Consider the following 22,404-nt stretch of genomic DNA (forward strand, 5'->3'; position numbering starts at 1 on the left):
AGTCCTCCATGCCCCGATACAATTCCGTCCTCGATGCCATCGGCAACACGCCGCTGATCCGTCTCCACCGCGCGTCGGAGGAGACCGGCTGCGAGATCTACGGCAAGGCGGAGTTCCTCAATCCCGGCCAGTCGGTGAAGGATCGCGCCGGGCTGGCGATCATCCGCGACGCCGAGGACAAGGGCCTGCTCGACCCTGGCGCGATCATCGTGGAAGGCACGGCGGGCAACACCGGCATCGGCCTGGCGCTGGTCGCCAATGCGCTCGGCTACCGCACGGTCATCGTCATTCCGGAAACCCAGAGCGAGGAAAAGAAGGACGCGCTGCGGTTGATGGGCGCCGAGCTGATCGAGGTCCCGGCGGTCCCCTACAGGAATCCCAACAACTACGTGAAGCTGTCGGGGCGGCTCGCCGAGCAGCTGGCCCGCACCCATCCGCAGGGCGCCATCTGGGCGAACCAGTTCGACAACGTCGCCAATCGCGACGCGCATGTGGTGACCACCGCCGAGGAGATCTGGCATCAGACCGCCGGCGAGGTCGACGGCTTCATCTGCGCCGTCGGCACCGGCGGCACGCTCGCCGGCACGGCAATCGGCCTGAAGCGCCGCTCCGGTCGCATCAAGATCGGCATCGCCGACCCGATGGGCGCCTCGCTGTACAATTACTACGCCCACGGCGAGCTGAAGGCGGAAGGCTCGTCGATCACCGAGGGTATCGGCCAGGGCCGGATCACCGCCAATCTCGAGGGCTTCAAGCCGGATTTCGCCTACCAGATCCCGGACGAGGACGCGCTGCGGATCGTCTTCGGGCTGGTGCGGGAGGAAGGCCTCTGCCTCGGCGGCTCGTCCGGCATCAACATCGCCGGCGCGATCCGCATGGCACGCGAGATGGGACCCGGCCACACGATCGTGACGGTGCTCTGCGACTACGGCAACCGCTACCAGTCGAAGCTGTTCAACCCGGCCTTCCTCAGGGAGAAGGGTCTGCCGACCCCTGACTGGATCGAGGCGAAGCCGGAATTCGACATCCCCTACGAGAGCGTGAGCGAGCAGTGACGGAGCGCGTCTACCAGGAGGATTCCTACCTCTCGACGATGGAGGCCCGGCTCGAGCGGATCGAGCCGGCGACCGGCGACGGGCCTGCCGGCCTGGTCCTTGCCCGCACCAATTTCTTCGCCGCCGGCGGCGGCCAGCCCGGCGACAGCGGCTTCGTCGAGACCGAGGACGGGCGCCAGATCCGGGTCGTCGATACAGTCTACGCCCCGGACAAGACGACGGTTCTGATGCTGGCGGAAGCCGGGGCCGCCCTGCCGGAGCCAGGCGCGACGCTGGTGCTGCATGTCGACTGGAAGCGCCGCTACAGGCTGATGCGGATGCACACGGCCTGCCATCTGCTCAGCGTCGTCTGCCCCTTCCCGATCACCGGCGCCGCCGTTGGCGAGGACGAGAGCCGCGTCGATTTCGACATTCCGGACGCGTCCGCCGACAAGGCCGAGATCACCGCCAAGATGATGCAGCTGGTGAGCGACAATCACCCGGTGTTCACGCGCTGGATCACCGACGCCGAACTCGACGCCAATCCCGGCCTGGTGAAGTCGGCGAACGTCCGCCCGCCGCGCGGCACCGGCCGGATCCGGCTGGTCTGCATCGGCGAGGACGGTTCGGTCGACACCCAGCCCTGCGGCGGCACCCACGTGCAGGAGACCGGCGAGGTCGGCGAGATCCACATCGGCAAGATCGAGAAGAAGGGCAAGATCAACCGCCGCTTCCGGATCCGCTTCGGCCCGCTCCCGGCTTGAGAAATAGCCGCGCCGAACTGCCTTCCGCTCCCGCCCTCCGCACGACTATGCTGATCCGCGCCGCCGGCCCCAGCCGAAAGCCCGGCGCACCCGACACGAGACCATCGCCATGACGCAGAACCCCTTCCTGATCACCCCCGAGCAGCTCGCCGAGACGCTCGGCCGGCCCGGCATCGCGGTGGTGGACGCCTCGTGGTACCTGCCGGCGCAGAACCGCTTCGCCCGCGCCGAATACGAGCAGGCGCACATTCCGGGCGCCGTGTTCTTCGACCAGGACGCGGTGGTGGATCCGGCCTCCCATTTGCCGCACACGCTGCCGCCGGAGGCGGTCTTCGCGGAGGCGGCCGGGCGGATGGGAATTTCCGACACCGACACGATTGTCGTCTATGACGGCATGGGCCTGTTCTCGGCGCCGCGGGTCTGGTGGCTGTTCCGGGTGTTCGGCGCGAGGGACGTGCGCCTCCTCGACGGCGGCTTTCCCGCCTGGCAGGCCGCCGGGCTGCCGGTCGAGGCCGAGGTGCCCTCGCCCGCGCCCGCCGTGTTCGACGCCCGGCTCGACCGCGATGCGGTAGCCTCGCTGGACGAGATGAAGGCCTGGGTCGCGGGCGGCGGCCGGCAGATCGCCGACGCACGGCCCGCCGACCGCTTCGCCGGCGAGGCGCCCGAGCCGCGCGCCGGCGTCCGCGCCGGCCACATGCCGGGCGCCGCCAGCGTGCCCATCGGCCTCGTCACCGACGAAGGCCGGCTCAAACAGCCCGAGGCGCTGCGCGAGACCTTCGCGGCGGCGGGCGTCGACCCGGACGGGCCGGTGGTCACCAGCTGCGGCTCCGGCGTCACCGCCGCGGTGCTCAGCCTGGCGCTCGCCTCGCTCGGCAACCGTGACGTCAAGCTCTACGACGGCTCGTGGACCGAATGGGGCTCGGCCACCGACACCCCCGTCGAGACCGGGCGCTGACGCGATGCCCCTCCTGACCACCACGGTGACCAGCCTGCAGCTCAGCAATCCGCCCGAGCACATGGTCCCGCCGCCCTCCTTCCCCGAGCCGATCGTCGTCGAGGAGGTGCCGCGGATCCCGCTGGAGCGCTACCGCGCGCTCTACCGGGCCGTCGGCGAGCCGCATCACTGGACCTCGCGGCTGCTGCCGGACGAGGATCTGCGCCGCGAGATCTACGGCCCCGCCATCCGGATCTTCGTCGCCTCGAGCGGTGCGGCGCCCGTCGGCTGGTTCGAGATCGAGACGCGGCCGGCGATCGGCGAGTCGCGCATCGTGCATCTCGGCGTGATGCCGGGGTTCCGCGGCCGCGGCCTCGCCGGCTTCCTGCTGTCGCAGGCGATCCGGGCGGGGTTTTCGACGGGCATCACCTGCGTCTCGATCGAGACCAACACGCTGGACCATCCGGCGGCGCTGCCGCTCTACCTGAAGCACGGGTTCCGTCCCTTTGCCACCCGCGAGGTCCAGACGCCGGCGATCGTGCCGACCGCCGCACGGACCCCGGCGACGACGCCGTGAGGGTGATCGCCTTCGCCGACGCCGACGGGCTGCTGTCCTGGACCAGCGTCGCCGACGCGATCGCCGCGGGCCATCGCCTGCCGGCGCCGGAGATCGGCGACATGCTGCTGTCGAGCGACGGCCGAAGCCTGCTCAACCGGGCGGCCTGGATCCCCGGCCTCGGCATCGCGCTGAAATCGGTCACCGTCTATCCGGACAATCCCCGCCAGGACCCGCCCCTGCCGACGGTGCAGGGCAGCGTGCTGGTGTTCGACGAGGCGAGCGGCGCGCCGGTGGCGCTGGTCGACGGCATCCTCGTCACCAAATGGAAAACTGCCGGCGACTCGGTGCTCGGCGCGCGGCTGCTTGCCCGGCCGGACTCGCGACGCCTGCTGATCTGCGGCGCCGGCGCCCTGGCGCGCTCGCTGGTCGCGGCCTACCGGGAGGTGTTTCCGGGGCTCGACGAGATCCGCATCTGGAACCGGACGCCGGAGAAGGCGGCGCAGCTGGCGGCCGAATGGCAGGCGGAGGGCATCGCCGTCCGCGCCGTCACCGATCTTCCGGCCGCCGTTGCCGATTCCGACATCGTCTCGACCGCGACGATGGCGGTCGAGCCGTTCCTCGAGGGAGCGTGGCTTCGCCCGGGCACCCATGTCGACCTGATCGGCGCCTACCGGCCGGACATGCGCGAAGCCGACGACGCGGTGCTGACGCGGGGCGAGCTGTTCGTCGATTCCCGCCGCACCACGATCGGCCATATCGGCGAGATCGAGATCCCGCTGCGGCGCGGCGTGATCGATGCCGCCGCCATTCGCGGCGACCTCGCCGAACTCGTCTCCGGCAAGGTCGGCCGCAGCGGCCCAGACGCCATTACGGTGTTCAAGAACGGCGGCGGCGCCCATCTCGACCTGATGGTCGCCGACCTCATCCGCCGCACCGTCACGGCACTAGGCTGAAGAGGCGGCAGACGCGCGAACGTCATGGCGGCGGTTTCGCCGGCGGCCGAGACGCGATAGAGCTTCGGGCCTTCCGCCGCCAACCGGACGGTTTCCCGTGATCCTTCGCCTCGTCGTCGTCTTCGTCTTCCTTCTCGCCCTGAGCCTTGCGGCCGTCTGGTTCGCCGGGCCGCGCGAGCCGGCCGACCTCGCCTCGAGCTTCGATCCGGCGGTGATCGGCAACGATCCCGACGCCTATCTCGCCCGCACCGAGGCGGACGTGCCGAACCTGCGGCCGAACGCGCAGAAGGAGATCGTCTGGGCGTTCCCGGCATCGAAGGCCCGCACGCCGCTGGCGATCGTCTACGTGCACGGGTTCTCGGCCGCCAAGGGCGAGACCCGCCCGCTCGCCGACGACGTCGCCCGGGCGCTCGGCGCCAACCTCTTCTACACGCGCCTTTCCGGCCATGGCCGCGACGGCGCGGCGATGGAGCAGGCGACGGTCAACGACTGGGTCAACGACCTCGCCGAGGCGGTCGCCATCGGCCGGGCGATCGGCAACCGCGTCGTGATCATCGCCACCTCCACCGGCGCGGCGCTCGCCGCCACCGCCGCCGCCGAGGGTGGCTTCATGCAGGACGTCGCCGGGCTGGTGCTGATCTCGCCGAATTTCGGGCTGCTCGACCGCTGGTCCTTCGTGCTCGACCTGCCCTTCGCCCGCGAGATCCTGCCGCTCCTCGGCGGCGACAGCTACGGGTTCGAGCCCGCCAGTCCGGCGCAGGCCGAGAACTGGACGACGCGCTATCCGATCGGCGCGCTCGCCCCGATGGGCGCGCTGCTGCGGGCGGCGCGCTCGGCGGACTTCCAGGCGGTGCTGACGCCGCTGCTGGTGCTCTACTCGACGCGCGACGCGATCGTCGACCCGGCCGCGACGGAAGCGGTGGTCGCGGAATGGGCCGGCCCGGCCGAAGCCGTGGAGGTCACCGGCAGCGGCGATCCGGCCAATCACGTTCTCGCCGGCGACATCCTCTCGCCGCAGACGACGGCGGACGTCGCCGCGCGGATCACCGCGTGGATCGAGGCCCCTCCGCCCGGCTGAACCGGCCTATCGCGTGCGCATGTCGCGGCTGAAGGAATAGGCGGTCAGGCCGCCGGCGAGCAGCAGCGCGTAGAACCCGAACAGGATGGCGTAGGCGTTCTCCGGCGACGTCCGGGCCGCGGCGGTGGCGAAGACGCCGCCGGACAGGAACTGGATCACCCCGGCCCCGCCGATCGAGAAGAAGTTCATCAAAGTGACGCCGCGGCCGATGAGATGGGCCGGCACCATCGCCCTTGCATGCGCCATGATCAGCGCATAGCCGGCCCCGAAGAACGTCACCCCGGTCATCAGGATGACCGCGACCGTCGCGGAGCCGCCGCTGGTGGCGGCAAGACAGGCGAGAATGCTTCCGGTCAGCATGATGCCGACGAACGGCACCCGCTTGCGCGTGTTGAACAGCACGTCGAGCGGCCCGTAGGTGATCGTGCCGAGGATCAGCGCGATCGCCATGACGAAGGTCGCCCGGCCGATGGACTCGATGTCGTAACCGTGGACGTCGGCCAGGAACGGGCCGGCCCACAGGCCGCGCAGATTGGCGGCGGGCGCGTAGGCGACAAAGGCGATGGCCATCAGCGGCCAGAGCTGGCGCGTCTTCAACAGCGTCAGCAGCGAGCCGCTTCCGCCCGGGGCGCTGGCTGCCGGCGGGTCCCGAACCAGCGCTTCGACTGCCAGGGCCGCGGCGAGCGTGATACCCGCCAGCGCCGCCATGACGGCGCGCCAGCCGTAGGTCTCGGTGGCAAGAGCCAGCGGCGCCGACCCGAGGACGCCGCCCGAGAGGCCGAACGCCACGATCCAGGAGGCGAACATCGCGAAGCGGCGCGGCGGAAAACGCCGCGCCAGGATGTAGAACGCCGCCATCAGCACCGCCGAGCAGCCGATGCCGATCAGCGCCATGGCCGTGACGATCGCGGCGGGTCCCTGGGCGAGCGAGAACAGGATGGCACCAGCGACAGCCGCCAGCAGCAGCAGCGAGGTCGTGCGGCGCGGACCGTAGCGGTCGAGCGACCAGCCGACCGGGAACTGCATCAGGGCGAAGGCGATGAACCAGACGCCCGACGCCGTCGCCAGTGCCGCCTCGCCGACCCCGAGGTCGGCGGACAGCACCGGCGCCAGCACGGCGAGGAAGGACCGGAAGAACTGCGACAGCACATAGGTGATGGCGAGAACAACGATGGCGCTCACGGCACCACCGCCCGTTCCGGCCGCGGGCCGATATGCTCGATGGTCATCCGCTCTGCCTCGGTCAGATCAGGAGATCCGCGAGGATCTGGTTGTCGGTGATGTCCTGGTAGCTGACGCCGCCCTCGTCGAACCGTGCCAGGAGGCTGGGGAAGTTGGCAGGGTCCTTGGTCTCGATGCCGATGAGGATCGAGGCGAAGTCGCGGGCGGACTTCTTCAGATATTCGAAGCGGGCGATGTCGTCGTCCGGGCCGAGATAGTCGAGGAAGTCCTTCAGCGCGCCGGGCCGCTGGGCGAGGCGCAGGATGAAGTACTTCTTCAGCCCCTCGTAGCGCAACGCCCGCTCCTTGACGTCGGGCAGGCGCTCGAAGTCGAAATTGCCGCCGGAGACGACGAGGACGACGGTCTTGCCCTGCACCGTGTCGCCGAGTTCGCGCAGCGCGTCGATGGCAAGGGCGCCGGCGGGCTCCAGCACGATGCCCTCGACATTCAGCATCTCCAGCATGGTCTGGCAGAGCCGGCCTTCCGGCGAGAGCAGCACGTCGTCGGGCGCGAAGGCCGAGAGCGTCGCATACGGCAGCGCCCCGATCTCGGCGACCGCGGCGCCGTCGACGAAACCGTCGAGCTGCGGCAGCCGCACGCGCTCGCCCCTGACGAGGCTGCTGCGCAGGCTGGGCGCGCCCAGCGGCTCGACGAAGCGGAACTGCGGCCGGGTCTCGCCCTCGAAATAGCGCACCAGCCCCGATGCCAGGCCGCCGCCGCCGACCGGCAGCACCAGCATGTCGGCGATCTCACCATCCAGCTGCGCGACGATCTCGAGGCAGACGCTGGCCTGGCCCTCGACGATGTCCTCATGGTCGAAGGGCGGCACCATCGCGGCGCCGGTCTCGGCGGAATAGCTGCGCGCCGCGGCGTAGCAGTCGTCGAAGAAGTCGCCGACCAGCTCGATCTCGACGGCGTCGCCGCCGAACACCCGGGTCTTGTCGATCTTCTGCTGCGGCGTCGTCACCGGCATGAAGATCCGGCCGTTGAGGCCGAAGTGCCGGCAGGCGAAGGCAAAGCCCTGGGCGTGGTTGCCGGCCGAGGCGCAGCAGAACCGGCCCGTGGCGGTGCCGGCGGCGATGCGCTTGCGCATGAAGTTGAAGGCGCCGCGGATCTTGTAGGAGCGGACCGGCGTCAGGTCCTCGCGCTTGAGATAGATGCGGGCGCCATAGCGCGCCGACAGGTGCTCGTTGAGCTGCAGCGGCGTCGGCGGAAACAGCGCGCGGAGGGCCTGTTCCGCGGTGGCGACACGGCAGCGGAATTCGGACTGGGACATGGACTGATACTTTGACAACGAGGGCGCCGCGATGCGGCTGCCTGGGACGGACCGAACGCCGACGGGCGGCGAGGAGATGCGGCGGACCTCAGAGGGACGCCGCGGGCCGGACGCGTCTAGCCGTCGGAACGCTGCGCGGCAGCGAACGCGGTATCCGCGCCGGCGCCGATAATCGAGGCGGCAACTCCACCGATCGATGTCGTCATAGCCATCGCACGCCCCCTTCTTCGCAGGTTCATCGTCGTTTCACCGGCAGCCATCGGCCATCGCCGGCAGTTTGTAAAGTCGCGCAACGCGGGGTCCGGCTCAGACGAAGAGATCGACGAGTTCGAACCGGTCGACATCGACGATGCCCTTGTCGGAGATCCGGAGGCTCGGGATGACCGCCAGCGCCAGCAGCGAGTGCTGCATGTAGGCGTTGTTCAGGGTGCAGCCGGCGTCCCGCATGGCGCCGATCAGCCCGTCGGCCTTGGCGGCGACGATCTCGGCGCGCTCGTTCGACATCAGCCCGGCGATCGGCATCTCGATCAGCGCCCGTTCCTCGCCGTCGGCGAAGAACACCACCCCGCCGCCGACTTCGCCGAGCCGGTTGGCGGCGAGCGCCATGTCTTCCTCTGACGTGCCGACGACGATCATGTGGTGGCAGTCATGCGCCACGGTCGATGCCATGGCGCAGCTGCCGCGATAGCCGAAGCCCGACACGAAGCCGTTTACCAGGGTCCCTGAGCCGCGATGCCGCTCGATCAGCGCGATGCGGCAGATGTCATGGGCGGGGTCGGCCAGGGCGACGCCGTCCTCTACCGGCACCCGGGCCGTCAGGGCGCGCGTTGGCGCCTGGTTTTCCACGACGCCGATCACCCGCACCGGAACCGTCGCGCCGGCGCCGGCCGGTGCCTTGACCCGGAAGTCGTCCGCCGCCAGCGTCCTTCCCAGCCGCACCGTATCGGTGGCGCTCGCAGGATAGGCGTAGGACGGCATGTCGGCCTCGAGCCGGCCCGCCGATGCGAGGCGAACGCCCCGGCCGTAGACCGCGTCGATCGTGAGTTCGGCAAGGTCGGAGACGATCAGGAAGTCGGCGCGCCGGCCGGGCGTCACCGAACCGATCTCGCGCTCCAGCTTGAAGTGCTCGGCCGTGTTGATCGTCGCCATCTGGATCGCGGTGATCGGCTTCAGCCCGCGGCTGATGGCGTGACGCACGGCGCGGTCCATATGGCCGTCGCGGACCAGCGTGCCGGAATGGCAGTCGTCGGTGCACAGGATGAAGTTGCGCGAATCGAGGCCCATCTCGGTGATCGCGCGGACCTGGGTGGCGACGTCATACCAGGCAGAGCCCAGCCGCAGCATCGCCTTCATGCCCTGGCGCACACGCGCCACCGCATCCTCCATGCGGGTGCCCTCGTGATCGTCCTCCGGCCCGCCGGCGACATAGCCGTGGAAGGCGCGGCCGAGATCGGGCGAGGCGTAGTGGCCGCCGACCGTGCGGCCGGCGCGCCGGGTCGCGGCGATCTCGCCGACCATGGTCGGGTCGTTGGCGGCGACCCCCGGGAAGTTCATCACCTCGCCGAGGCCGATGATTCCCGGCCAGCCCATCGCCTCGGCGACGTCGTCGGGACCGAGCACCGCGCCGCCCTCCTCCAGCCCCGGCGCCGAGGGCACGCAGGAAGGCATCTGCACCCAGACATTGACCGGCTGGGCCAGCGCCTCGTCATGCATCAGCCGGACGCCCGGCAGGCCGAGGACGTTGGCGATCTCGTGCGGATCGATGAACATCGAGGTGGTGCCGTGCGGGATGACGGCCCGGCAGAACTCGGTCACCGTCACCATGCCGCTCTCGACATGCATGTGGGCGTCGCAGAGGCCCGGAACGACGTAGCGCCCGGCGGCGTCGACCACGGTCGTGGCCTCGCCGATCGCGTGCGAGGCATCGGGGCCGCAATAGGCGAAGCGGCCGGCGGCGACCGTTATGTCGGTCGCCGGGATGATCTCGCCGGAATGGACGTTCACCCAGCGGGCATCGCGGATGACCAGGTCGGCCGGCCGACGGCCCGTCGCCACGTCAACGAGCGTCGGCGCCACCGCCTCGAAAGGGGGAAATTGCTGAGCCAGGGTTCCGCCCTCCGTCTCGGCTTGCCTTGTTGCGGACAAACTTTCGTGAACGGGGAACCGCCCCGTAATGCCGCCTTGGTTACCATGCGAGCGGAGCCGGCGCCATCCGCACCCTGCCCTCCGAAAGCCCGGGGACTCCGCGTTTTGCTGGTGCGGGCGGCGGGACTCGAACCCGCACGGGACGAGGCCCGAGGGATTTTAAGTCCCTTGCGTCTACCATTTCGCCACGCCCGCTCATCGCGGCAAGTCATCCGAGCGGGGCATCGGTGTCAAGTTCTGTGGGTCTGGCGCAACAGGCGGCCAAGATTCCGATGGCGAAATAGGGCGTAAATGCGTAAGGTGCAGGTCATCAAAACGGCCGCCAAGGCCGAGGCTGGGGGCATGGAAATGGCAGGCAATTTCAGCCGTCACGACGGGCCGCGGGCGCACGACGACCTGCCCAATCTCGACATGCCAGAGGTCGGGGGAATCGATCTCCTGGCGCGGTTGCGCACGCAGAATTTCGCCCTCGAACGGCTGCGCAACGCGCTCGATTTCGAGGACGATGTCGCCAGCCCGCCGGAGCGCGAGCCGCTGCCGGTATAGTCTCTCCCCGACCGTCTCAAGCAACCCGCCGGATATGAGCGACAAGCGGCCCCTTTGGGGGCCGCCCGCATTTTCTGGTAGTAGCACCGGACGATGCCGGCGCGGGGCCGCGTCGCCTCAGGCGGTGAGCTTGCCGGCGATCTCGGCGATGTGCCTGCCCTGGAAGCGCGCGCCGTCCAGCTCGATCGCGCTCGGCATGCGCGAGCCGTCACCCTTGGCGATGGTCGTCGCGCCGTAGGGCGAACCGCCGACGATCTCGTCCATGTTCATCTGGCCGGCGAAGGAATACGGCAGCCCGACGACGATCAGCCCGTGGTGGAGCAGCGTCTTGTGCGCCGAGATCAGCGTCGTCTCGTTGCCGCCGTGCTGCGTCGCCGAAGATGCGAAGGCGCCGCCGACCTTGCCGACCAGCGCGCCGGTCGCCCAGAGCGGGCCGGTGCGATCCCAGAACGCCTGCATCTGCGACGCCATGTTGCCGTACCGTGTGGGCACGCCGATGATGATCGCGTCGTAGCCGGGCAGTTCCGTCGGGTCGCAGACCGGATAGGGATGGTCAGTCTTGAAGTGCGCCGCCTCGATGACCTCCTGCGGCGCCGTTTCCGGGACCCGCTTGATGTCGACCGTCGCCCCGGCACTCTCGGCGCCTTCGGCCACCGCCTTCGCCATCGTCTCGATATGTCCGTAGCTCGAATAGTAGAGAACGAGAACCTTCGCCATGAAGCACTATTCCTTGTCTTGAGAATTCATCCGTGAGGGCGTCCGGCGCCCGCGAACGCATATCGCACTTCTTCGATGAATTGCCCGGTATCGGCAGGTGACGAACCGTCGCCGCGGGCGAGACAATCTTCCGAGCGCAGGTCCCGGGCCGCCTTGCTTTCCGCCGGATGAGGACCTTCTAATGATTTCAACAGTCGCTCCGGAGCAAAGAATGATCGCCGCCACCGCCGCCATGCTCGCCATCGGCGATGAACTTCTCTCCGGCAGGACCAAGGACCGCAATATCGGCTATCTCGCGGAGATGATGACGATCGCCGGCATCGACCTGAAGGAGGTGCGCATTGTCGGCGACGAGCCGCATCTCATCGCCGATACGCTGAACACGCTGCGCCGGCAGTACGACTACGTCTTCACCTCCGGCGGCATCGGCCCGACCCACGACGACATCACCGCCGATGCGGTCGCGGCGGCCTTCGGTCTGCCGATTGGCGAGCACCCGGAGGCGATGGAACGGCTATCGGCGCATTACGCGGCGCGCGGGCTGGAATTCACCTCCGCCCGGCGGCGCATGGCGCGGACGCCGGAGGGGGCGAGCCTAATCGACAACCCAGTCTCCGTCGCCCCAGGCTTCCGGGTCGACAATGTCTTCGTCATGGCCGGCGTGCCCAATGTCTTCCAGGCGATGCTGGGCAACGTCGTCGAGAGCCTGCCGGCCGGACAGGCGATCGAGAGCGTCGCCGTCGCCTGCCCCTATGGTGAGGGCGATATCGGCGACCCGCTCAGAGCCTTGTCGAAGCTGCATCCGGCAGTGGCGATCGGGTCCTATCCGCGCTTCGACGGCGAACGCTTCTCCACCGAGATCGTGCTGCGGTCCCGCGACCGGGCCGCCCTCGATGCCGCCGCGGCGGCGGTGTCCGCCATGCTCGCCGACAAGGCCGGCGGCGTCGCCGCGCCGGTTTCCGGCTGATCCGCCGCAGCCCCGTTCAGGGATTGGGCGCGAGCGCTTCGCCGACGGCACGCCAGATTGCGCTGCGCAGATCGATCAACGGCGGATTCGCCAGCGCTTCGGGCGGTGCGGAGCGCCGTTCGCCGTCCGGAACGAGCACCGCGACCCGGATGTCGCCGTCGGTGTGATAGGGGTCGCCCTCGCCGTTCCGGCCGAACAGCGTCGGTCCGACGCCGGGCAGTTCGTAAGTCACCGCGACCATGCCCGCCGATGCCAGGTCGCCGGCCAGATCGTCCCGGGCCCGGTCGACGTCCGGCGCGATCCGGTGGGTCACGGCGCCGGTATAGTGGCTGAAGCCGACGCCGGCATCGTAGGTCACCGAACCCAGCCAGAGCGGACGCCCCTCCTCCGCCTTCTGCAGCACCTGCCACAGGCGGACATGCAGCCGCCGGTCGGCGCTGCGGCCGACCGGCAGTTCGAAGGCCAGTTGCTCGCGCCGGCGCGCGAGGTAGAGAGGGCTGACCGGCGCCTGCGGATAGGGGCGGTCGAGGATCACGCTGCCGACGATGTCGACGCTGCTGCGGAAGGTTATCGGATCGGCCGCGAACCAGCCGGCGGCATGCATCGCCAGCACCACGTCGCGCTGCGTGCCGACGAGACCGACATTGAGCGGATCGCCGGCGATACCGTCGCCGGTGCGGGTCACCATCTCCTTGTCCGCAAGCCCCGGCTGCCGGTCATGGCGTGCCCAGGCCAGCGGCAGCAGGACATAGGCCGCGAAAGCCCAGACGCTCACCAGCGCCAGGACGGTGATGATCGCGCGCCTCGCCCAGCGGCGCGGCCTTCGATCCCTCTTCGTCAGCGGTTCCTGCATCGCTCTCCCGCCCCTCGGGCCGCCCGGCCATCTCACCTTGCGCCGGCATGACGATTCGGCCTATCGAAACCGCTCTTTCCCGCAGTCCGGAAGCGCGTCATGTCCACGGTCGAAAAATCCTTCCCGGTTTCCTGGGACCAGTTCCACCGCGATGCCCGCGCGCTGGCCTGGCGCCTCGCCGGCCTGCGAAGCGACTGGAAGGCCATCGTCTGCATCACCCGGGGCGGGCTGGTTCCCGCCGCCATCATCGCCCGGGAGATCGGCACGCGGCTCATCGAGACCGTCTGCATCGCCTCCTATCACGAGTATACCGAGCAGGGAGAGCTGAGGGTCCTGAAGGAAGTCGCGCCCTTCCTGCTCGAGGACGACGGCGAGGGCATCCTGATCATCGACGACCTCACCGACACCGGCAAGACCGCCGGCCTCGTCCGCGCGATGCTGCCCAAGGCGCATTTCGCGACGGTCTATGCCAAGCCGAAGGGTCGGCCGCTGGTCGACACCTTCATCACCGAGGTCAGCCAGGACACCTGGATCTTCTTCCCCTGGGATCTCGGCCTCACCTTCCAGGCGCCGATCAGCAAGAGCACGGCTGGCTGAACCCGCCGGCAGGGCGATTCGCCCCGCATCGGTGCGGTTCCGGCACCGCTGAAGTGCCGATCGCCGACAGCGACGACTGTCGACGAGAACCGCGCGACTTATCCTCGCTTTCCTCCGGTCGCCCGACCGGATCGGCCCTAAACCGGCCCCTCCCCAATCGTCATTTGACCGCCTGACCGGACTCGCCCTAGCGTCCCGACAGGCGTGATTCCGGCCGGTTCGCACGCACGCCCGGAAGGCCCCGCCGACGCCTGAAAGCGAAGCGGGGATAACGGGGAAAACACCCGACCGGACGGAATTAAGGTTCGCTTAAGCACCCCGAATGCACTATATCTAGTGTCGTTGGGCCGCCGTCATACAAGATGCGTGATTCTGACGATTTCGGGGGCCGAGCCAGGCGGACGGGGGTTTTCGCCGGCCATCGCGACCCTTCGCGGCAACAATTTTGCGATACGAGGATGGGACCGTCATGGGAATGAAGATCGAACGCCGCTACACCAAGGCCGGCGAAAGTGCCTATGAAACGGTCGCCTTCCGCAAGGCCACCAGCGAGATCCGCAACCCGGACGGCTCGGTGGTGTTCCGGCTCGCCGACATCGACGTGCCGGCGCAGTTCAGCCAGGTGGCGTCCGACATCCTGGCGCAGAAATATTTCCGCAAGGCGGGCGTGCCGGCGCGGCTGAAGAAGGTCGAGGAGAACGACGTTCCGGCCTTCCTGTGGCGGTCGGTCGCCGACGAGGCGGCGCTCGCGGCGCTGCCCGAGGACCAGCGCTACGGCTCCGAGATGGATGCCCGCCAGGTCTTCGATCGCCTCGCCGGCACCTGGACCTACTGGGGCTGGAAGGGCGGCTATTTCGTCGCCGAGGAAGATGCCCGCGCCTTCCGCGACGAGCTCGCCTTCATGCTGGCGACCCAGAAGGTCGCGCCGAACTCGCCGCAGTGGTTCAATACCGGCCTGCATTGGGCCTACGGCATCGACGGCCCGAGCCAGGGTCATTTCTATGTCGACTACCGCACCGGCGAGCTGACCCGCTCGGGCACCTCCTACGAACACCCGCAGCCGCATGCCTGCTTCATCCAGTCGGTGGCCGACGACCTCGTCAACGAGGGCGGCATCATGGATCTGTGGGTGCGCGAGGCGCGCCTGTTCAAGTACGGCTCGGGCACCGGCTCGAACTTCTCCGAACTGCGCGGCGAAGGCGAGAAGCTGGCGGGCGGCGGCAAGTCGTCCGGCCTGATGAGCTTCCTCAAGATCGGCGACCGCGCCGCCGGCGCCATCAAGTCCGGCGGCACGACCCGCCGGGCCGCCAAGATGGTCGTCGTCGACATCGATCATCCCGACATCGAGACCTACATCAACTGGAAGGTCCGCGAGGAGGAGAAGGTCGCGGCCCTCGTCACCGGCTCGAAGACCGTCTCCAAGCATCTCAAGGCGATCCTGTCGGCCTGCGTCAACTGCGACGGGCCCGAGGGCGACTGTCACGACCCGATGAAGAACCCGGCGCTGAAGCGCGCCGTCAAGGACGCCAAGCGCGCGCAGGTGCCGGAAAACTACATCAAGCGCATCATCCAGTTCGCGCGCCAGGGCTACACCGACCTCGAATTCCCGGTCTACGACACCGACTGGGATTCGGAGGCCTATCTCACCGTCTCCGGCCAGAACTCCAACAACTCGGTGTCCCTGACCGACGACTTCCTGCGGGCGGTCGAGCAGGACGGCGACTGGAACCTGATCCGGCGCACCGACGGCAAGGTGGCGAAGACGCTGAAGGCGCGCGAGCTGTGGGAGCAGATCGGCTACGCCGCCTGGGCCTCGGCCGATCCCGGCCTGCACTTCAACACGACGATGAACGACTGGCACACCTGCCCGACGGCCGGCCGCATCCGCGCGTCGAACCCGTGCTCGGAATACATGTTCCTCGACGACACGGCGTGCAATCTCGCCTCGCTGAACCTCATCCAGTTCCAGGAGGAGAAGACCGCCGATGGCCTGCGCCGCTTCGACGCGCCGGCCTTCGAGCATGCCGTCCGGCTGTGGACCATCGTGCTCGAGATCTCGGTGCTGATGGCGCAGTTCCCGTCGAAGGAAATCGCCCAGCGCTCCTACGACTACCGCACGCTCGGCCTCGGCTTCGCCAATATCGGCGGCCTGCTGATGACCGCCGGCATTCCGTACGACTCCAACGAGGGCCGCGGCATCTGCGGCGCCATCTCGGCGCTGATGACCGGCGTCGCCTACCGCACCTCGGCCGAGATGGCCGGCGAGCTCGGCGCCTTCCCGGACTACGAGCGCAACGCCGAGCCGATGCTGCGCGTCATGCGCAACCATGCCCGCGCCGCGCACGGCATCGCCAACGGCTACGAGGGCCTGGCGGTCGACCCGGTGCCGCTCGACCACGCCTCGGTGAAGGACAAGCGCCTCTCCGGCCGCGCCAAGGCGGCCTGGACCGAAGCCGTCGAGCTCGGCTCGAAGAACGGCTTCCGCAACGCCCAGGTCTCGGTCATCGCGCCCACCGGCACGATCGGCCTGGTCATGGACTGCGACACCACCGGCATCGAGCCCGACTTCGCGCTGGTGAAGTTCAAGAAGCTCGCCGGCGGCGGCTACTTCAAGATCATCAACCGGGCGGTGCCGGACGCGCTGCGCACGCTCGGCTATTCGGAGAGCCAGATCGCCGAGATCGAGGCCTATGCGGTCGGCCACGGCAATCTCAACCAGGCGCCGGCGGTCAACCCGTCGTCGTTGCGGACGAAGGGCTTCGGCGACGCGCAGATCGAGAGCCTCAACGCGGCGCTGGGCGCGGCCTTCGACATCAAGTTCGTCTTCAACAAGTTCACGCTCGGCGAGGAATTCTGCCGCGACGTGCTGGGCTTCACCGATGCCGAGCTGAACGACTTCTCGTTCGAGATGCTGCCGGCGCTCGGCTTCAGCCGCAAGGACATTGACGCCGCCAACATCCATGTCTGCGGCGCGATGACGCTGGAAGGCGCGCCCTTCCTCAAGGACGAGCACCTGCCGGTGTTCGACTGCGCCAATCCGTGCGGGCGGATCGGCAAGCGCTACCTCTCGGTGGAAAGCCACATCCGCATGATGGCGGCGGCGCAGCCGTTCATCTCGGGGGCGATCTCCAAGACCATCAACATGCCGAACGACGCGACGGTCGAGGACTGCAACGCCGCCTACATGCTGTCGTGGAAGCTGGCGCTGAAGGCCAACGCCCTCTACCGCGACGGCTCGAAGCTGTCGCAGCCGCTCAACGCCTCGCTGATCGCCGACGAGGATGACGAGGACGAGGACGTCGTCGAGATGGCGACGGCCGCGCTGATCGCCGCGCCGCCCGTTGCCCAGGCCGCGCAGGTGGCCGAGCGCATCGTCGAGCGGATCGTCGAGAAGGTGGTGCGCGACCGCGAGAAGCTGCCGAACCGGCGCAAGGGCTACACCCAGAAGGCCATTGTCGGCGGCCACAAGGTGTATCTGCGCACCGGCGAGTTCGACGACGGAAGGCTCGGCGAGATCTTCATCGACATGCACAAGGAAGGCGCCGCCTTCCGCGCGATGATGAACAATTTCGCCATCGCCATCTCGCTCGGCCTGCAGTTCGGCGTGCCGCTCGACGAATATGTCGAGGCGTTCACCTTCACCCGCTTCGAGCCGGCCGGCATGGTCCAGGGCAACGAGGCGATCAAGAACGCCACGTCGATCCTCGACTACATCTTCCGCGAGCTGGCGGTCTCCTATCTCGACCGTCACGACCTGGCGCATGTGCAGCCGGAGGATTTCGGTGCCTCGACCATCGGCCGCGGCGTCGATGGCGACAAGCCGGCGCCGATGCCGGTGTCGCACGGCATGGTGCGCGGCCAGACGTCGCGCTTCCGGCTGGTGTCCTCGAGCGAGCCGCAGGGCTCGGCCGGTGGCGCGGCTCCGGTGGCGAGCGTGAAGGCTGTCGTGACGGCGGCCAACACGGCCGGCCGCCCGGCGACCACCGCCGGCAGCGTCCGCGCCCCGGCGGCGACCGCCGCCCGCGGGCCGGTCGCAGCCGTCACGGCCGGCGCCACGGCGTTCAAGCGCGACTACGAGCAGGCGCCGATCGACGAGCCGGCACCGATCGCCGACGCCACCCCGGCGCAGGGCCTGTTCGACCAGCCGCTGGCCTTCCCGGCCAGCGACCGGGACACGGCGAACGTCGCGCAGGGCACCTCGCCCAACGTCTCCAGCGCCGAACGCCGGACCATCGCGATGATGAAGGGCTACACCGGCGAAAGCTGCTCGGAATGCGGCAACTTCACCATGGTGCGGAACGGCACCTGCCTGAAGTGCGACACCTGCGGCTCGACGAGCGGATGTAGCTGAGGACGCGAAAGCGGGTGGCGGTCTACAGAAGGCCGTCACTCCTCACGGTATTAAACTGCGCGCCGCTCAGGCGCGCGGTAAACTGGGGCGAGCAGGATCACCTTTCGCGGCCGGTCCTCCGCGTACTCCTCGGGTCGACTCAAACTCAATGACACCGCTTTCAACTCAGGAGGATGTGAAGGCGATGGAATATTCTCATGAATGAAATCGGACCCGTCCAGACACCCTCCTTGCGCAAGACACAGTTTAGAACGTCGGCACCGGTTATCGGTGTTTTGCTCGTCGGCGCACTCCTTTTATTCTTCAATCCGTTTGCTGAGAATGCCAGTCGCTACAATACGCAGGTAACCGCGAGCGCTATTACGCTATACGCGACCCTTAGGGTTGCAAACTCAGTGATGAGCATTGCAAAAGACGTCGACGTTCAAGCATCGAGCGTAGTGGCCAGCGTCACAGCCAGTCCCGGAAGAGCATTGGAACCGGTAACCGACACAATCGAGAGACTGGCAGATCTCCTCTTCGTGATAGTCCTTGTCTCAGGCGTGTTGAGCGTCATCATAATGCCCGCAGCGACCGTCGGGGCGGGCTTGCTTGTCGTACTCGCCGGGAGCCTGCTCATGTTGAGAATGCTTCCACAACGGTACCGCGCTCCAGTCCTCATGGGCTTTTTGAGCCGCGGAATCGCTGTTGCGATGATCGCTGCACTCATAGTGCCGGCGGCGTTCTCAGTTGCGTTCTTGGCGGGTGACCAACTGACTGCGCAAGCGTGGAACCAGGCAAGCGTCGTTTTTGGCAAACTGGACGATGCATTCGGCAGTGATCTTCCCCTGGATCTGCCGTTAGTCCCCGAGCCTGGAGCTGCCATCGAAACTGACCAGGCCAGATCTTTACCGGACGAAGATGCTCCCGGGATTTTCAGCAGAGCGCTAAGCGGAATTGGCGATGCATACGAAGAATCCACTGAAGCTATAGGCAACGCCGCATCGGCAGTCGGTGGCTTGGCTCAAGCGATTCCTGAAAGAATAAAAGGCAATGCCCGGATGGTGACTGAAGGGCTTCAATTGGCGACGCAGCTCTTTGAGGCATCGGTTGCCATCGCCGTTGCTTACTTAATCAAGCTCATTGTCCTCCCCGTCCTCATCGTCGGGGCGACCTTGTGGGTTTGCACGGCCAAGCCGCCCAAGCCCTCGGCAGCTTGGGTTTCTCGTGGTCGGACCGACGAACGTGATTGATGACCTGATACGCTCTGCCACCTACGGCTTCGGCGGAAGCTTTGGGCGAGACGCGTATCAGGCTACCAAGAAGAACCCGCTGATCTTGATACTCATAGTAATTTTCTGCCTCGTGTTCGGGTTTCGGAACCTGTATCTCGGGATTGGTCGATCCTCGGCATATTTCTTTTTCGTCAATGTCATCGGGTCGCTTGTCCTCATCAGCGTGGGCCTGTTCGGGCTGACATTCACTGCTTCCATCGCGAACGGTGATGGCCAAAATCCGCTACTCGGAATCGCCGTCGTCGGCTTCGGCTCGGTATGCGTTCTCATCGGTAACGTTTGGGGTATCCGAAGTAGGTCGCACCGAAAGGCGGCCATCGAAATCGCAGCTGAGAACGCGCGGTTTCTAGCTTACGCGGGACTCCGCGACAGCGACTTCGAGAGCGATCTGATCGCAGATCGCGACGGCAACCTGCTGAAGCTCAAGGAACAGACGGCAGACAGGATGGTCTTCACCGTTGCCGGGAAACGTGGCCTGAGGGCCGCCATCCGCCTCGTCGATGGCCGTATGGTCGAATACACTGGAATCAAACGGATCTGAGCCAAGAGAGACCGCCAAAACGGAATACCCTGCCGAAATATCCTGGCGCCGTTCCCCCGGCATCCTTCCCCGCCCTCCCGCCGTTCTACACGGGAGCACGCGACGCGGAGGAAACCGATGGCGGAGACGGCGGAGAAGAGCGATCCGAAGCTCTGGGAGAAGGTGAAGGCGAAGGTCACGAAGGGGTCCAAGGGCGGCAAGCCCGGACAGTGGTCGGCGCGCAAGGCGCAGCTGGCGACCCATGAATACCAGGCGGCCGGCGGCGGCTATGTCGGCCGGAAGGCCGAAGACAACAGCCTGCAGCAATGGACCGACGAGGACTGGGGCACGAAGTCGGGGGCGAAGAGCGGCAAGAGCGGCGAGCGCTATCTGCCGAAGAAGGCCCGCGCGCATCTGAGCGACGCCGAATACAAGCGCACCAGCGACAAGAAGAGGCGCGACACCCGCAAGGGCCGCCAGTTCTCCGCCCAGCCGAAAGACATCGCGAAAAAGACCGCCCGGGATCGCGGCGGGGCGGCGAGCAAGGCCGATCTCTATGCGGAGGCCAGGCGGCGCGACATTGCCGGACGTTCCAAGATGTCCAAGGCCGAGCTGGAGAAGGCGCTGCGCTAGGCGCCGTGGCAGAAGACGGTCCACCGGAGCGCGATGGCCGTCCCGCCCTCAGGCCAGCGCGTCGGGAAGAAGCATCGTCCTTTACATATCTTAACGTGAAGGCCGGAAATCGACCCCACGGAAATTCTAGCATCCCTCCAGTGAATCGACAGGAGGGACTCGTGATGGGACGCTTGACGCTCGGAACGATAAAGGATCTCGGGCGCCGGCTGGCGATCCAGACGCTGATATTCGGAACCGTGATGGCGGGGCTGAACCTTGCGGTGCAGATCGATCCGCCAGCCATCGTACTACCGTGGCCGCTGGGCGGCGAGATGTATGTGCCGGAGGCCTCGCCCGCCGCTCCGGAGCCGGGCGTCGCCGAGATGCCGGCACCCCTGCAAGCCGTGCCTCGGGCAGCGAGCGGCAAGGCTGAAAGATTGCCCGCGCTGGCGGTCGAGACAGGGACGGCGCCTGCTGCCTCGCGGGACGTCCGGGCCGTCGAACTGGCCCCGCCTCCCCGCGACGTGATGCTGTTCGATGCGTGCATGCCGCTCTGCGAGTCGCGGGATCCGCTCATCGCCGCCAACCGCAGCCCCGCCGAAGCGCCGGCTCCGGCGCCGGCTGTCGCACGCGTCGCTCAGTCCGCAGGATATATCGGCGAAGCGGTGCAGAGTACTTCGGCATCGAGCCAGGGATCCGGCTTCGTCGAGGCGGCCGCTTCGCGTGTCGCTGCCGCGAGCAAGGCGGGATATCACACCGTCGCGGGCGGGCTGATGTCGCTCACGCCCTGGTGATGGCGCGGCCCAGCAACGACGGCGGCGCGGCCTGAGGCGCTTCTGCGACGCACCGTGGCCGCAGGGACACGGCGCCGCCCTCTGCGCGACAACATTGGTAACGACTGAGGGGCATGATCGCCAACGAGTCGGGCTCCCTGCCCGACGGCGCGATCGGCGTCCGCGCCGATTGCATTGCAGGAGTCCTCTTCCTTGTCCTTCCGTACCAGCGCCCTCTCCCGGCGCCACCTTCTGCTCGGCCTGTCGACCCTGGCGCTGTCGGGCTGCGTGAGCACGCCGCGCACCGAGATGGTCGCGCCGAGCCCGGCGGTCGCGCCGCCGACGCCACCCCGCCCGATGATGTACGACGCCCTGCCGAACGAGCAGTTCTTCGTGCCGGCGGTCGACGTATCGAAAGTCGATCCGGCGTTCTGGCGCACCGAGGTGCCCAACACCACCAACGAGCCGCCCGGCACGCTGGTCGTCGATACCGACGCGAAATATCTCTACTTCACCCAGACCGATGGCTCGGCGATGCGCTACGGCATCGGCGTCGGCCGCGAGGGCTTCTCCTGGTCGGGCCGCGCGCGCGTCCAGTACAAGCGCAAATGGCCGAAATGGACTCCGCCCAACGAGATGGTGGCACGCCAGCCGGAACTCGAGCCCTACTCGATCGCCAATGGCGGCATGCCGCCCAGCCTGACCAACCCGCTGAGCGCCCGGGCGCTCTACATCTTCCAGGACGGCAAGGACACGCTCTACCGCCTGCACGGCACGCACCAGGAATGGTCGATCGGCCGCGCCGTCTCGTCGGGCTGCATCCGGCTGCTCAACCAGGACGTCATCGACCTCTACGACCGCGTGCCGGACGGCACGCCCATCGTGGTGATGCCGTCCCGCGCGGCGCCGATGGCGGTCTGATCATCGGCCTTACCCGAAATGCGCCCCGCGGTGCGACCAGAGTGGTCGGGCCGCGGGGTCGGGGCGTCGTTCGCGGCGCGACGCCCGCAAAAGCGTTGCGCTGCGACAACAGCCCGGCTTCTTTGCAACGTCGGGCGGGACTTTCGGCGATCATCAGCGGGCCTGATCGCGAAATCGACCATATCCCGGCGAATTGAGGAGCGGGGCCGGGCGGGCTCACATCGTCGAGCGGCGCTCTTGCCGTCGCAGCCGGAGAGCCGGCTCGCCGCGGTTCGGACCCGCAAGCGGACAAACCGGAAACCTCGA

General features: G+C 67.9%; 20 protein-coding genes and 1 tRNA gene. 15 read left to right on the forward strand and 6 right to left on the reverse strand.

Annotated elements, in window-relative coordinates; all coding sequences use genetic code 11:
• Window positions 1–8: 8 nt before the first annotated feature.
• From LXB15_RS10050 to LXB15_RS10075, 6 genes are all read left to right on the forward strand, one after another.
• On the forward strand, window positions 9–1,055 hold the full coding sequence (locus LXB15_RS10050; RefSeq protein ID WP_233952923.1) for a cysteine synthase A: 1,047 nt from the start codon (window positions 9–11) through the stop codon (window positions 1,053–1,055).
• Window positions 1,056–1,093: 38 nt separating this feature from the next.
• A complete protein-coding gene (locus LXB15_RS10055) occupies window positions 1,094–1,798 on the forward strand; it encodes an alanyl-tRNA editing protein (protein ID WP_233953122.1) in 705 nt (234 codons plus the stop codon).
• A gap of 109 nt (window positions 1,799–1,907) precedes the next feature.
• Entirely contained in the window at window positions 1,908–2,753 is an 846-nt protein-coding gene (gene sseA, locus LXB15_RS10060) for a 3-mercaptopyruvate sulfurtransferase (RefSeq protein ID WP_233952925.1), read from the forward strand.
• A gap of 4 nt (window positions 2,754–2,757) precedes the next feature.
• Window positions 2,758–3,309, forward strand: coding sequence for an N-acetyltransferase (locus tag LXB15_RS10065; protein WP_233952927.1), 552 nt, complete (start codon window positions 2,758–2,760; stop codon window positions 3,307–3,309).
• Window positions 3,306–4,244: an ornithine cyclodeaminase family protein gene (locus LXB15_RS10070; protein ID WP_233952929.1), complete on the forward strand. Its 939-nt coding sequence runs from the start codon at window positions 3,306–3,308 to the stop codon at window positions 4,242–4,244. The genes LXB15_RS10065 and LXB15_RS10070 overlap by 4 nt, the downstream gene beginning before the upstream one ends.
• 97 nt (window positions 4,245–4,341) lie before the next feature.
• Window positions 4,342–5,322, forward strand: a complete 981-nt coding sequence (locus LXB15_RS10075; RefSeq protein ID WP_233952930.1) for a carboxylesterase — start codon at window positions 4,342–4,344, stop codon at window positions 5,320–5,322.
• A 6-nt stretch (window positions 5,323–5,328) separates the two neighbouring features.
• Here the strand turns inward: LXB15_RS10075 and LXB15_RS10080 are convergent, their stop codons facing one another.
• The 4 genes from LXB15_RS10080 to LXB15_RS10095 all read right to left on the reverse strand — a co-directional run bounded on the left by LXB15_RS10080 (window position 5,329) and on the right by LXB15_RS10095 (window position 10,159).
• On the reverse strand, window positions 5,329–6,504 hold the full coding sequence (locus tag LXB15_RS10080) for an MFS transporter (protein WP_233952931.1): 1,176 nt from the start codon (window positions 6,502–6,504) through the stop codon (window positions 5,329–5,331).
• Window positions 6,505–6,565: 61 nt separating this feature from the next.
• Complete coding sequence (gene ilvA, locus LXB15_RS10085) at window positions 6,566–7,819, reverse strand: threonine ammonia-lyase IlvA (RefSeq protein ID WP_233952932.1); 1,254 nt, start codon at window positions 7,817–7,819, stop codon at window positions 6,566–6,568.
• Between the two features lie 306 nt (window positions 7,820–8,125).
• Window positions 8,126–9,925, reverse strand: a complete 1,800-nt coding sequence (locus tag LXB15_RS10090) for an adenine deaminase (protein WP_233953123.1) — start codon at window positions 9,923–9,925, stop codon at window positions 8,126–8,128.
• A 148-nt stretch (window positions 9,926–10,073) separates the two neighbouring features.
• Window positions 10,074–10,159: transfer RNA gene (locus LXB15_RS10095), tRNA-Leu, on the reverse strand.
• Window positions 10,160–10,255: 96 nt separating this feature from the next.
• On the opposite strand from LXB15_RS10095, the gene LXB15_RS10100 reads away from it, so the two are divergent.
• Complete coding sequence (locus tag LXB15_RS10100) at window positions 10,256–10,510, forward strand: hypothetical protein (RefSeq protein ID WP_233952933.1); 255 nt, start codon at window positions 10,256–10,258, stop codon at window positions 10,508–10,510.
• Between the two features lie 117 nt (window positions 10,511–10,627).
• Here LXB15_RS10100 and wrbA read toward each other — a convergent pair whose 3' ends face one another.
• The gene (gene wrbA, locus LXB15_RS10105) at window positions 10,628–11,227 is read right to left on the reverse strand and encodes an NAD(P)H:quinone oxidoreductase (RefSeq protein WP_233952934.1); all 600 of its coding nucleotides are present in this window, start codon (window positions 11,225–11,227) and stop codon (window positions 10,628–10,630) included.
• A gap of 211 nt (window positions 11,228–11,438) precedes the next feature.
• On the opposite strand from wrbA, the gene LXB15_RS10110 reads away from it, so the two are divergent.
• On the forward strand, window positions 11,439–12,194 hold the full coding sequence (locus tag LXB15_RS10110; protein ID WP_233952935.1) for a competence/damage-inducible protein A: 756 nt from the start codon (window positions 11,439–11,441) through the stop codon (window positions 12,192–12,194).
• 16 nt (window positions 12,195–12,210) lie between these two features.
• On the opposite strand, the gene LXB15_RS10115 is transcribed toward LXB15_RS10110, so the two are convergent.
• Complete coding sequence (locus LXB15_RS10115) at window positions 12,211–13,047, reverse strand: LssY C-terminal domain-containing protein (RefSeq protein ID WP_233952937.1); 837 nt, start codon at window positions 13,045–13,047, stop codon at window positions 12,211–12,213.
• Window positions 13,048–13,146: 99 nt separating this feature from the next.
• Between LXB15_RS10115 and gpt the strand changes: the two genes are divergently transcribed.
• The 7 genes from gpt to LXB15_RS10150 all read left to right on the forward strand — a co-directional run bounded on the left by gpt (window position 13,147) and on the right by LXB15_RS10150 (window position 22,098).
• On the forward strand, window positions 13,147–13,644 hold the full coding sequence (gpt, locus tag LXB15_RS10120) for a xanthine phosphoribosyltransferase (protein WP_233952938.1): 498 nt from the start codon (window positions 13,147–13,149) through the stop codon (window positions 13,642–13,644).
• Between the two features lie 475 nt (window positions 13,645–14,119).
• The gene (locus tag LXB15_RS10125; protein ID WP_233953124.1) at window positions 14,120–17,995 is read left to right on the forward strand and encodes a vitamin B12-dependent ribonucleotide reductase; all 3,876 of its coding nucleotides are present in this window, start codon (window positions 14,120–14,122) and stop codon (window positions 17,993–17,995) included.
• A gap of 197 nt (window positions 17,996–18,192) precedes the next feature.
• Window positions 18,193–19,227 (forward strand): hypothetical protein, encoded by a 1,035-nt coding sequence (locus LXB15_RS10130; protein WP_233952939.1) that lies wholly within the window; start codon window positions 18,193–18,195, stop codon window positions 19,225–19,227.
• Window positions 19,220–19,810: a hypothetical protein gene (locus tag LXB15_RS10135; protein ID WP_233952940.1), complete on the forward strand. Its 591-nt coding sequence runs from the start codon at window positions 19,220–19,222 to the stop codon at window positions 19,808–19,810. Before LXB15_RS10130 ends, LXB15_RS10135 begins: the two co-directional genes overlap by 8 nt.
• A 117-nt stretch (window positions 19,811–19,927) precedes the next feature.
• The gene (locus LXB15_RS10140) at window positions 19,928–20,422 is read left to right on the forward strand and encodes a hypothetical protein (protein ID WP_233952941.1); all 495 of its coding nucleotides are present in this window, start codon (window positions 19,928–19,930) and stop codon (window positions 20,420–20,422) included.
• A 242-nt stretch (window positions 20,423–20,664) separates the two neighbouring features.
• Entirely contained in the window at window positions 20,665–21,198 is a 534-nt protein-coding gene (locus tag LXB15_RS10145) for a hypothetical protein (protein ID WP_233952942.1), read from the forward strand.
• Window positions 21,199–21,390: 192 nt separating this feature from the next.
• Entirely contained in the window at window positions 21,391–22,098 is a 708-nt protein-coding gene (locus LXB15_RS10150) for a L,D-transpeptidase (RefSeq protein WP_233952943.1), read from the forward strand.
• The last annotated feature ends 306 nt before the right edge of the window (window positions 22,099–22,404 follow it).

This window comes from Aurantimonas sp. HBX-1 (assembly GCF_021391535.1).
Classification (GTDB): Bacteria; Pseudomonadota; Alphaproteobacteria; order Rhizobiales; family Rhizobiaceae; genus Aurantimonas.